Here is an 11,230-nt window from a genome sequence, read left to right as displayed (position 1 = left end):
CGTGGCGGCCCGTTCGTGTTCCGTCCGGAGGCCCCATGAGCGCGCCCGTCGAGATCTGGGGCGTGCTCAACGTGACGCCCGACTCGTTCAGCGACGGCGGGCGGTTCGTCGCGCTCGGTGCGGCGATCGAGCACGCGGAGCGGATGCGTGCCGACGGCGCGGACGTGATCGACGTGGGCGGCGCGTCGTCGCGGCCCGCGGGCAAGACGTACGGCGCGGGCGCGCCCGACATCGCGCCGAGCGAGGAGATCGCGCGCGTCGCGCCGGTGATCGACGCGCTCGTCGCGCGCGGGATGCGGGTGAGCATCGACACCGCGCGCGGCGAGGTCGCGGACGCAGCGCTCGCGCGCGGCGCGTCGATCGTCAACGACGTGACGATGGGCGCGGACGACGCGCTCCTCGACGCGGTCGCGCGACGCGGCGCCGAGCTCGTGCTGATGCACTCGCGCGGCGGAGGGCGCGTCGATGCGACGACCACCGCGTACCGCGACGTCGTCGAGGACGTGCTCGCGGAGCTGCGCGCCGCGATCGCGCGCGCGCTGTCGCGCGGCGTGCGCGCGGAGCGGATCTGGATCGATCCCGGCGTCGGCTTCGCGAAGACGCCCGCGCAGTCGGCGGCGCTGATCGGCGCGACGTCGCGCTTCGTCGCGAGCGGACATCGCGTCCTCGTCGGTGCGTCGCGCAAGTCGTTCATCGGTCAGCTCGCGCCGGACGCGTCGGGCGCCGCGCCCGCGCCGGACGCACGGCTCGGTGGATCGCTCGCCGCGGTCACGGCCGCGGTGCTCGGCGGCGCACACGCGGTGCGCGTGCACGACGTCGCGGTCTCGCGGCAGGCGGCGCTCGTCGCGCTCGCGATGCGCCCGCCGCGCAGCGCCTCACGCGGGAAGGAGACGCGCGCCGATGCCTGAGCTCGGCGATCTCCTGACCGGCATGGTCGACTGGGGTCGGCTGCGCATCATCGTCGACGTCGCCGACGTCCTCGTCGTCGCCTACCTGTTCTATCGCCTGACGCTGCTCGTGAAGGGCACGCGGGCGATGCAGATGGCGATCGGCCTCGGCCTCGTCTTCCTCGTGTACCACCTCGCGCGACGGCTCGGGCTCGTCACGCTCTACACGATCCTCGACGCGCTGCTCACGTACATCGTGTTGCTGATCGTCGTCATCTTCCAGAACGACATCCGTCGCGTCCTCGCGCGCGTCGGGCAGAGACCGTGGTTCCGCGGCGCGCGCAACGTGCGCGAGGTGCAGGCGATCGAAGAGGTCGTGAAGGCCGCGGTGCACATGGGGCAGCGGCACATCGGCGCGATCATCGTGTTCGAGCGCGACGCGGCGCTCGACGAGTTCGTCGAGCACGGCACGCCGATCGACTCCGGCGTCACGAAGGAGGTCCTCTACTCGCTCTTCGTGCCGCACGCGGACAACCCGTTGCACGACGGCGCCGTGATCATTCGCGAGGGGCGCATCTGGCAGGCGGGCGGGCACCTGCCGCTCTCGTCGAGCGCGAAGCTCGATCGCTCGCTCGGCACGCGCCATCGCGCGGCGATCGGCATCTCCGAGGAGACGGACGCGGTCGTCGTGGTGGTCAGCGAGGAGCGCGGGAGCATCTCGCTCTGCTTCAACGGCAACATGGCGCGCGGGCTCGACGCGGGATCGCTGCGCCAGGCGCTGCTCGGTCTGTTCTCGACGCCGGTGCGGAAGAAGACGCGCACCGACGCGACCGCGTCCACGCGCCGCGCGTCGCCCTCGCAGAGTGAGCGCCCGTCGCTCGCGCCGCCGTCGGTGCCGACCGCGACCGCGCGCAAGGAAGAGAGCGCACCGTGACCGCGAGCACGGCTCGCGCGCGCGAAGGCGGGTTCGTCCGCAACCTGATCTTCGAGAATTTCCCGCTGAAGGTCTTCTCGCTCGTCGCGTCGCTCGCGCTCTTCTCGCTCGTGCGCGGCGCCGAGGACGCACAGCGCTCGCTCTTCGTCGACGTCGTGGCGGTGCTGCCCGACGCGTCGACGGGCCGCATCCTGCTCTCCGACATCCCGGATCGCGTGCGCGTCACGCTGCGCGGCTCGCGGTCGCTGCTGAACTCGATCCGGCGCGACGACATCCCGCCGATCCAGGTGACGCTCGATGACACGCGGGCGCGCCTCTACTACTTCGATCCCGAGCGCCTCGAGGTGCCGGCGGGCCTCGAGATCACGCAGATCGCGCCCGCGACGATCGCGCTGCAGTGGGCGGATCGCGCCGAGCGCCGACTGCCCGTGCACCCGACGATCGACGGCCGCCCGGCGCCCGGGCTGATGCTCGCGGGCCCGCCCGAGGTGCGACCGCCGAGCGCGGTGATCACGGGGCCGGCGCCGGAGATCTCGCCGCTCGATCACGTCACGACGGATCCGATCAACCTCGCAGGGCTCGAGGCGGGACGTCACGAGCGTCGCGTCACGCTGATGCACCTGCCGCCGCACGCCGAGTACGAGGGCGAGGCGATGGTGACGGTCGTGGTGGAGATCGCGCCGCAGGTCGCGGAGCGATCGCTGCCGCGGCTCGAGGTCGCGGTGGTCGGCGGCGAGGTCCGCGAGCTGCGTCCGGCGCGCGTGCGCGTGCGGGTGCGCGGCGCGCCGCAGGTGCTCGACGGAATGGACGCGCTCGGCGTCGTGCCGTACGTCGACGTGAGCGAGCTCGAGCCCACTGCCGGCGGCCAGAGCGTGCCGGTGCGGGTGCGCGGGATCCCCGAGGGCGTGGAGCTGGTCGACGTGGAGCCGCCCGACGTGCTCGCGATGCCGAGCCGCTGAGCGCTCACGACCGCCGCGACGACGACCCACGACCACGACCACGACCACGACGACGTGAGGGTGGTCGTCGACGTGAGGGTGGTCGTCGACGTGAGCATGGTCGGGAGCGGCGTTCGACGCGATCGTGGGTCAGCGCCGTCTCGTCGCCTCGATGACGCGTCGCGCGGCGTCGATGCGTGGATCGCCTCGCGCGCTGCTCGCAGCCGCCTCGAGCAGGGCGCGTGCGCCTTCGTCGTCGCCGTCGTCGGCGCGCGCGATCGCGAGGAGCAGCGCGAGGCGCACGCTCCACGGGCCTCGCTGCGCGAGCTCCTCGAGCCCTGCGCGCGAGTCGCGCGGACGTCGGGTGAACCCCATGCGATCGGCGTCGACGAAGCTCGGTGAGCGCGCCGCGATCGGCGCGTTCGGTCCGTGGCGGCGCACCAGCACCATGCCGAGCTCGTCGAACGCCACGAACGCCCACGCGTCGCTCGCTGCGAGGTGCTGGCGCAGGTTCGGCCTGCCCTCCTGGAACGCGCGCTCGCGCGGCGACGTGTGCTTCATGACGACGAGCTGCACCCCCGCGTCGTCGAGCGCGTCATCCCAGCCCGGCTCGCCGTAGCGGATCGACTGGTAGCGGCGGAAGTGCGCGTCCGAGTACGCCTCGAACGAAGGGTGGAAGTACACGCGCTCGCGCGGCCAGAAGCGCGCGAGGAACGGCCCCGCCCAGCCGTCCTGCACGTACGCCGGGCCGACGATGCGGTGCGCGTCGATCGCGTCGAAGAGCGGCGCCGGCCACACCGCCGCGGCCGGGCCGATCGCGGGAGGCGCGATCGCCGCGCGGTCGACGAGCGCGACGATCGCGATCACGACGGGGAGCGCCCTCGGCATGCGGAGCGTCGATGCGAGCGCGGCGAGCGGCGGCGCGACGAAGATCCACGCGAGGTCGGCGAAGCGCGCGTGGCGCAGCGAGATCGCGATGCCGAGCGCGATCATCGCGACGTACGGCAGGGGCGCGCGTCGCCACGTCGCGAGCACCACGAGCGCGCTCGTGATCACCAGCGCCCAGTACGGCCAGAGCACGCGCAGCGGCTGATCCCACGGCGGTCGGAACTCGACCAGGTGCTCGCCGAGGTACGGATCCGACGCCATCTGCAGCGGCACGCCGAGCACCGCGAGGCCGTGCGGGTGATAGAGCGCGAGCGTGATCGCGGCGAGCGCGACCGCGCCCACGGTCGCGGCGACCAGCGCGATCGCGCCCTCCCGTGCACGCGGCAGCGCGTCGCGACCGACGACGCGCGCGGCGAGCGGCTCCAGCGCGAGCGCGACCGCGAGCACGATCATCGCGATCAGCGAGAAGAGCGCGCCCGCGTGGAGGTGCACCGCCACCGACGCAGCGAGCCCCGCGACCGCGACGTGCCGCAGCGGGCGCGGTGATCGCAGCGCACCGGCGCACGACCAGAGCACGATCGCGAGCGCGAGGTTCGACGCGAGCAGCGGTCGCTCGACGAAGCGGAACGCCGCGGCCCACGCGCCGAGCGCGCACGCGGCGGCGGCGATCTCGGGCTTCGCGTCGAGCCGTCGCGCGGCGGCGAGCACGAACGCGGCGGTCGCGACCACCAGCGCGATCCGCAGCAGCAACGTCCCCGCGAACCCGGCCGCCTCGTACGCGAGCGTGAACGCCGTCGCGGGCAGCCACTGCTGGTTGATCCACGGGTGATCGGGCTCGGCGAACGTGAGCACGTTCGTCGCGGGGATCGCGCCCGTCGTGAGCACCGCGCGCCCCGTCGCGAGGTGGAAGCCGAGATCGGGATCCGCGGACTCGCTCGTCGCGAGCACCGCGACGAGCACGAGCGCGCCGATCGTGGCGAGGCGTTCGCTCATCGCGCCCGAGCATCGCCGATCTCGAGGCGCGAGCGGGTCACGCTCGCGCCTCGCGTCGCGTCACGCGCTCGCGAGCTCGCGCTTCGCTTCGTCGGCGATGTCGTTCGCGAGCTGCTCGATGCGCGTCTCGTCCTCGCCCTCGATCATCACGCGCAGCTTCGGCTCGGTGCCGCTCCAGCGCACGACCACGCGGCCGCTCTTGCCGAGCTCGACCTCGGCGCTGCGGATCGCCTTGAGCGTCGCGGGCATCTCCTCGAGCGGGCGGCGCGCCGGCAGCTTCGCGTTCACCAGGATCTGCGGGACGCGCGTCATCACCTTCGACGCGAGATCGGCGAGCGGGTGCTGCTCGCGCAGCACCATCGCGAGGAGCTGCAGCGCCGCGACGAGCCCGTCTCCCGTCGACGCGTGGTCGAGGAAGATCATGTGCCCCGACTGCTCGCCGCCGAAGTTGTAGTCGTTCTTGCGCATCTCCTCGACGACGTAGCGATCGCCGACCGCGGTGCGCACCATGCGGCCGCCCGCGCTCTCGATCGCGCGCTCGAGGCCGAGGTTCGACATGACCGTCGACACCAGCGTGCCCTTGCGCAGCGTGCCCTCGCGCAGCATCCGCGTCGCGCACAGCGCCATGACGACGTCGCCGTCGACCTCCTTGCCCTCGGAGTCGACGACGATCACGCGGTCCGCGTCGCCGTCGAGCGCGATGCCGAGGTCGGCGCGATGCTCGCGCACCGCGCGCGCGCAGCACTCGGGGTGCACGGCGCCGCACTCCTCGTTGATGTTGTAGCCGTCGGGCTCGACGCCGATCGGGATCACCGTCGCGCCGAGCTCGGCGAACACCGCGGGCGCGACGCGGTACGCCGCGCCGTTCGCGGCGTCGACGACGACCTTGAGCCCCTCGAGCGTCAGGTCGCGCGGGAACGTCTGCTTCACGAACGCGACGTAGCGACCGCGCGCGTCGTCGAGGCGCTCGGCGCGTCCGACGTCCTTGCCGGTCGGGCGCCCCTTCTCGAGCGCGCCGTCCTCGATGAGCCGCTCGAGCTGGGCCTCGGCGTCGTCGGGCAGCTTGAATCCGTCGCCGCCGAAGATCTTGATCCCGTTGTCGGCGAACGGGTTGTGCGACGCGCTGAGCACGATGCCGGCGTCGGCGCGCATGCTCGTCGTGAGGTGCGCGATGGCGGGGGTCGGCATCGGTCCCGAGAGCATCACGCGGCCGCCCCAGGTGCAGACACCGGCGGCGAGCGCGGTCTCGAGCAGGTAGCCCGACACGCGCGTGTCCTTGCCGATGATGACGCGCGGCGGGTGCTTCACGCGCTGGCGCAGCTGGTAGGTGATCCCCGCGCCGATCTTGAAGGCGATCTCGGGCGTCATCGCGCCTTCGTTCGCCATGCCGCGGATGCCGTCGGTTCCGAAGAGAGTACGAGCCATGTTCGCGACCCGTAGCATGGACGCCGGACGCGGGGCTGCGAAGGGTGTCGGTGTGGGTGGAGGGGGCACGATCGTGCCGGCGCACGAGGCACGTCGTCGGTCTCCGCGGTTGGGGATGTTCGGCGAATTCGATAGCGATTCCGCACACCCGAAGAGGTCGAGAAGAGGGGCTGCGAGATCGGAAAGAGCACCTGCGGGATCGGGAAGAGCACCTGCGCGGTGCGAGTCGGGGGTCTCGCCGGTGCGGAAGAGACCCTGCGCGGTGCGAGTCGGGGGTCTCGCCGGTGCGGAAGACACCCTGCGCGGTGCGAGTCGGGGGTCTCGCCGATCGGGAAGAGGCCCTGCGCGGTGCGAGTCGGGGGTCTCGTCGGTCGGGAAGACACCCTGCGCGGTGCGAGTCGGGGGTCTCGTCGATCGGGAAGACACCCTGCGGTGTGCGAGTCGGGGGTCGGTCGGGGGCTCGAGCCTCCGTGGCGTCAGGCGCGGCGCGTCTTGAGCGCGAGGGCGAGCGGCGTCAGCACGGCGACCGTGAAGAACCACGGCGAGGGGAACGCGTGGCCGTTGAACAGCGGGAACGCGGCGCCGAAGACCGCGACGAGCGCGGGCCAGAGGACGACCGGGACGCCCATCAGCGCGATGCGCGACGCGCCCGCGCTCACCCAGCGGTAGTACGCGCGGAGCCCCTCTTCGGGCGCGAGGCGGTCGTAGAGCGCGCCCGCGACGCACACGATCGCGGCCCACACCGCAGCCATCGTCGCACCGTCCTCCGGCCCGACCGCGCCCCAGGCGACCGCCGCGGCCAGGACGCTGAGGAGCAGCCCGACGCCGTTGTAGAAAATCATGGGCGCAGGGCTACTCGACGCCGCGCGACGCGTCACTCGCGGGTCGCTTCGATTCGGACCGAGCACCGCAAAAGTACGGGCTCGGTCGCCACGGTCTCTAGAGGCCGCGCATGCGGGTCGCGGTGTAGACGCGGCCGATGCCGACGACGTACGCGCCCATGCGCATCGGGAGCGAGCGGCTGCGGCTCTGCTCCCAGGTCGCGTCGAACGCGGCGCGCATCACGCGGCGCAGCTCCTCGTTCACGCGCGCTTCGTCCCAGTAGTAGTGCTGGAGGTTCTGCACCCACTCGAAGTAGCTGACGGTCACGCCGCCGGCGTTCGCGAGGATGTCGGGGATCACGTGCACGCCCTTGGCGAACAGGATCTCGTCGGCGCCCGGCGTGGTCGGGCCGTTCGCGCCCTCGACGATCACGCGCGCGCGGATGCCGCGCGCGACCTCCTCGGTGATCACGCCGCCGAGCGCGGCGGGCACGAGGATGTCGCACGGCAGCGTGAGCAGCTCGTCGTTGTCGACCTTCTTCGCGGCGTGGAAGCCCGCGAGCGTGCGGTGCTTCGCGACCCACGCGAGCGCCGCCGCGACGTCGATGCCCTTCGGGTCGTAGTAGCCGCCCGAGATGTCGGAGATCGCGACGACGAGCGCGCCCTGCTCCGCGAAGAGCCGCGCCGCCCAGCCCCCGACGTTGCCGAAGCCCTGCACCACGACGGTCTTGCCCACGAGGGGCTCGCCGAGGCGCGCCATCAGCTCCTCGGTGACGTAGAGACAGCCGCGCCCGGTCGCCGCCGCGCGCCCGTGCGATCCGCCGAGCTCGATGGGCTTGCCGGTGACCACGCCGGGCTTGTAGCCGTGGTACTTCGTGTACTGGTCGAGGAACCAGCCCATCTCCTGCGGGCCCGTGTACATGTCGGGGGCGGGGATGTCGGTGTGATCGCCGACGATGTCGTTGATCTTGTCGACGAAGGCGCGGGTGATGCGCTCCTTCTCGCCGACGCTGAGCTTGCTCGCGTCGACGTGGATGCCGCCCTTGCCGCCGCCGAACGGGACGCCGGCGACGGCGGTCTTCCACGTCATCAGCTGGGCGAGCGCGGTGACCTCCTGCGCGTCGACCTCGTGGTGGTAGCGGAGGCCGCCCTTGAAGGGCCCGCGCGCGTTGTCGTGCTGCACGCGATAGCCGACGAACGTGCCGATCGAGCCGTCGTCCATGCGCACGTTGAGCTCGACGCGCACCTCGCGGAAAGGTGTGCGGAGCTGCACCGCGACGTCGCGCCCGAGGTCGAGCACCTTCGCCGCCTGTTCGAAGTACCGGTTGGCGTTCTCGAGCGCGTCCGAGCTCATGTGGTTCCCCCTGCGTCGTGAGTTCGAGCGGCGCGGCGATGGCGAACCACCGCGAGCGCGAGGAGCAGCGCGAGCACGCCGTTGGTGCCCAGCAGCACGCCGAGCACCAGCTTGAGCGTGCCGATCGATCCGCGCGCGACCGCGATCGGACCGAGGCTCGCGAGGTGCGCGCCCGCGGGCGTGGCGGGCTCGGGCGCGGCGACGCCGACGACCGCGACGTCGCCGGGGTCCATGCCCTGGATCGCGCCGGCGACGAGGCGCTGGATCGCGGCGTCGTCGTAGGGCGCGCGCGCGCCGCGGTGGCGGATCAGCACCGATGCGCGCGGGCGCGGCGGCGGCGCGTCGAGCGGGAGCTCGCTCGCGTCGGGCAGCGCGACGTGGACGCGGGCGTCGAGCACGCCGTCGATCGCCTCGATGGTCCGCGCGAGCTCGCCGCCGAGCGCGGCGGTGAGGCGGGCGCGCTCCTCGGTCGCGGTGGGCACGAGGCTCGCGGTGCCGAACAGGTCGTGGAGGCCGGGATCGGGCGCGCGCGGGAGCTCCTCGGCGCGCAGCACCGCGAGCGCGGATGCGACGTCGTCGCCGGAGACGAGGATCGCGAACGAGCCCTCGCCGCGCTCCGGCTCCTTCACCGCGTGGATGCCGTGCTCGTCGAGGGCGACGAGCACCTCGTTGGCTTGCGCCTCGGGCAGGCCGCGCTCGATCTCGGCGCGGCACCCCGCGAGCAGCGCCGCGAGCGCGAAGCAGAGGCGCGCGCGGCTCATTGGCTCGCGTCGAACGAGTAGCTCGCGCCCATGCGCGGCGCGCCGAAGCCCGGGAAGCGGATCGCGGCGACGCGTCCCTGCACGCAGCGCTGGAACTCGGGGCTGCCCGCGCGGACGCTCGAGCCGAGCACGGCGCCGCTGCCCGCGATCGCCATGTCGATGCGCACGCGACCGAGCGAGCGACCGGCGCGCAGCTCCTCGCCGACGCACGGGAAGAACGAGTTGATGCGGCCGTTCATCACGCCCGCCACCTGCGAGGGCGAGAGGCGTCCTTCGCCGCCGCTGCCGGTCGCGTCGCCGATGTCGACGACCTGGCTCATCGCGTCCTCGTACGACGTCCCGGGCGCGCCGGCGCGACCACCACGGCCGCCGCCGCGCCGGCCCGAGCCGCGCGGAGGATCGGGGAGGATGCCCGCGGTGCCTTCGATCTCGACCTGACCGCGCTCGTAGAGATCGGCGAGGTTCGCGTCGGCGATCTGGGTGTCCTGCTCGGCCTGGCGCGTGAGGAAGAAGATGCCGACGCCCGCGAGGATCAGCACGAGCACGCCGCCCGCGACCATGAACTTCACCGCGTTCGAGGTCTTCTCGACCTTCGCCGCGGTGACGATCGCCTGCTTCTCGTCGGCGGCGGCCTTCTTGAGGCGGTACTGCTCGACGAACTCCACGAAGTCCGGGTGATCGGCGACCTTGCGGCGCTCCCCGGTGTCCATGTTGAGCAGGCCGTGATCGCCGAGGACCTCGCCCTTCGCGATCAGCTGGACGAGCTCGCGGCCCGAGAACGGACCGTGGTCGAGCTTGTCCTTCTGGACCATCCAGCGCGCCGCGTCGTTCTCGGTGATCTTGTTGAGCACCGAGCCGAGGTCGACGTCGGCCGCGCGCACCGGCGCAGCGGCGGCCGCGGGCGCCGGCGCGGCGCCGGGGATGCCGTCGACGAACGAGGGGCGGAACTCCTCGTGGATCGAGACGCGCTGGCCGACCTTCGGCGCGCCGGCGGGCGCGAGCGCGGGGATCGGGCGCGGTGCCGAGCCGGACGCCGCGGCGGTGGCCGGCTTCGGCGGTGCGGCGGGCTTCGGAGGCGCGGGGGCCTTGAGCGCAGCGGCGGGCGGGGTGACGACCTTCGCGCCCGAGCCCGGCGGCGGCGCCTCGGACATCGCGCTGTCGACGTCGACGTCGATGTCCATGCCGAGGCCCCCCGCGTCGCCCTCGGCCGCCTCGGCGCCGCCGACGTGCGGCGCGAGCGCGGCGCGCACGTCCTCGGGCGTCGCGAAGCGCGCGGCGGGATCGGTCGCGAGACAGCGCAGGAGGATCGCGTCGATCTCGGCGCTCGCCTCCGGGTGCGCCTGCGAGGGCGCGACGAAGTCGTCGCCCGCGCTGCGGCCGGTGAGCATCGTGTAGAGCAGGCCGCCGAGGCCGAAGACATCGGTGCGGCTCGCCGCGTCGATCGACTCCGCGGGCGCGCCGCCGCCGCGGACCTCGGGGGCGAGGAACGCCTGCTCGGTCGGACCGAGCGCGGCGGGACCGGCGGTGCGGAGGATCGCGCGCGCGATGCCGAGCTCGCTCACCTTCACGCGGCCGTTCTTCGAGACCCAGACGACCGCCGGGCGCAGCGCGCCGTGCGAGGTGCCCTTCTCGTGCGCGGCGGCGAGCGCCTTGGCGACGTTCGCGATGACGTTGTACGCGCCGCGCAGCGAGAGCGGCTGGCCCTCGGCCTTCTTGCGCGCGACGACGAGGGTGAGGGGCTGGCCCTGGAGCCACTCGCACGCGACGAAGCGGGCGCCGCTCTTCTCGGCGCCCATTCCGTAGGTCGCGACGACGTTGCGGTGCGTGAGCGCGGCGGCGGTCTTGATCTCGGCGCGGAGGATCTCGACCGCGTCGGGCGTCGCGATCAGGCCGGGGCCGAGCACGCGGAGCGCGATGGGACGCTGGGTCTTCTGGTCGCGGGCCGCGAGGATCGTGCCGAGGGCGTCGTCGCCGACGGCGCGCTCGATCTCGAAGCGGCCCCCGACGACAGTGCCCGGCGAGAGCCCGTGGTTGCCGGAAGGCGTGCGGGCGGAAGCCGTCGACGTGGACATGCGGGGGTCGAAGCTACCGCGGTGGGGGGGCGGACGGAAGAGCTTCGGTGGATGGCGCGGGGGGCTGCCGTTCGGGGACGGCGGGCGGGACGCGGCTCGCGGAAGCTTCTCGTCGTCGTCGCGGAACATGCTCGCGCGCGGCCGACGTTGCGCGGCG

At 73.3% G+C, this 11,230-nt stretch carries 9 protein-coding genes; 3 read left to right on the top strand and 6 right to left on the bottom strand.

What is annotated here, in order from left to right; genetic code table 11:
- Window positions 1-35: 35 nt before the first annotated feature.
- From folP to DB32_RS23280, 3 genes are read left to right on the top strand one after another with little or no spacing between them, the layout of a single operon-like run.
- On the top strand, window positions 36-908 hold the full coding sequence (gene folP, locus DB32_RS23290; RefSeq protein ID WP_053234841.1) for a dihydropteroate synthase: 873 nt from the start codon (window positions 36-38) through the stop codon (window positions 906-908).
- On the top strand, window positions 901-1,821 hold the full coding sequence (cdaA, locus tag DB32_RS23285) for a diadenylate cyclase CdaA (RefSeq protein WP_075097600.1): 921 nt from the start codon (window positions 901-903) through the stop codon (window positions 1,819-1,821). The genes folP and cdaA overlap by 8 nt, the downstream gene beginning before the upstream one ends.
- Window positions 1,818-2,780: a CdaR family protein gene (locus DB32_RS23280; RefSeq protein ID WP_053234840.1), complete on the top strand. Its 963-nt coding sequence runs from the start codon at window positions 1,818-1,820 to the stop codon at window positions 2,778-2,780. The genes cdaA and DB32_RS23280 overlap by 4 nt, the downstream gene beginning before the upstream one ends.
- Window positions 2,781-2,909: 129 nt before the next feature.
- Here the strand turns inward: DB32_RS23280 and DB32_RS23275 are convergent, their stop codons facing one another.
- From DB32_RS23275 to DB32_RS23250, 6 genes are all read right to left on the bottom strand, one after another.
- Window positions 2,910-4,640, bottom strand: a complete 1,731-nt coding sequence (locus DB32_RS23275; RefSeq protein WP_053234839.1) for a hypothetical protein — start codon at window positions 4,638-4,640, stop codon at window positions 2,910-2,912.
- A gap of 60 nt (window positions 4,641-4,700) precedes the next feature.
- Complete coding sequence (glmM, locus tag DB32_RS23270; protein WP_083457663.1) at window positions 4,701-6,065, bottom strand: phosphoglucosamine mutase; 1,365 nt, start codon at window positions 6,063-6,065, stop codon at window positions 4,701-4,703.
- Window positions 6,066-6,541: 476 nt separating this feature from the next.
- The gene (locus DB32_RS23265) at window positions 6,542-6,907 is read right to left on the bottom strand and encodes a hypothetical protein (RefSeq protein WP_053234837.1); all 366 of its coding nucleotides are present in this window, start codon (window positions 6,905-6,907) and stop codon (window positions 6,542-6,544) included.
- A 97-nt stretch (window positions 6,908-7,004) separates the two neighbouring features.
- Window positions 7,005-8,240, bottom strand: a complete 1,236-nt coding sequence (locus DB32_RS23260; protein ID WP_053234836.1) for a Glu/Leu/Phe/Val family dehydrogenase — start codon at window positions 8,238-8,240, stop codon at window positions 7,005-7,007.
- Window positions 8,237-9,001, bottom strand: coding sequence for a hypothetical protein (locus tag DB32_RS23255; RefSeq protein WP_053234835.1), 765 nt, complete (start codon window positions 8,999-9,001; stop codon window positions 8,237-8,239). The genes DB32_RS23260 and DB32_RS23255 overlap by 4 nt, the downstream gene beginning before the upstream one ends.
- Window positions 8,998-11,073 carry a protein kinase domain-containing protein gene (locus DB32_RS23250; protein WP_053234834.1) on the bottom strand — a complete coding sequence of 692 codons (2,076 nt, stop codon included), beginning with the start codon at window positions 11,071-11,073 and terminating at the stop codon, window positions 8,998-9,000. The genes DB32_RS23255 and DB32_RS23250 overlap by 4 nt, the downstream gene beginning before the upstream one ends.
- Window positions 11,074-11,230 lie beyond the last annotated feature (157 nt).

It is taken from the genome of Sandaracinus amylolyticus (assembly GCF_000737325.1).
In the GTDB taxonomy this organism is placed as follows: Bacteria; Myxococcota_A; Polyangia; order Polyangiales; family Sandaracinaceae; genus Sandaracinus; species Sandaracinus amylolyticus.
The sequence above is the reverse complement of the archived record's forward strand: the minus strand, read 5'-3'. Positions and strand labels throughout refer to the sequence as shown.

Coding starts and splice junctions, on each gene's coding strand:
- folP (WP_053234841.1), top strand. CDS start 36: ATGAGCGCGCCCGTCGAGATCTGGGGCGTGCTCAACGTGACGCCCGAC.
- cdaA (WP_075097600.1), top strand. CDS start 901: ATGCCTGAGCTCGGCGATCTCCTGACCGGCATGGTCGACTGGGGTCGG.
- DB32_RS23275 (WP_053234839.1), bottom strand. CDS start 4,640: ATGAGCGAACGCCTCGCCACGATCGGCGCGCTCGTGCTCGTCGCGGTG.
- glmM (WP_083457663.1), bottom strand. CDS start 6,065: ATGGCTCGTACTCTCTTCGGAACCGACGGCATCCGCGGCATGGCGAAC.
- DB32_RS23265 (WP_053234837.1), bottom strand. CDS start 6,907: ATGATTTTCTACAACGGCGTCGGGCTGCTCCTCAGCGTCCTGGCCGCG.
- DB32_RS23260 (WP_053234836.1), bottom strand. CDS start 8,240: ATGAGCTCGGACGCGCTCGAGAACGCCAACCGGTACTTCGAACAGGCG.
- DB32_RS23255 (WP_053234835.1), bottom strand. CDS start 9,001: ATGAGCCGCGCGCGCCTCTGCTTCGCGCTCGCGGCGCTGCTCGCGGGG.
- DB32_RS23250 (WP_053234834.1), bottom strand. CDS start 11,073: ATGTCCACGTCGACGGCTTCCGCCCGCACGCCTTCCGGCAACCACGGG.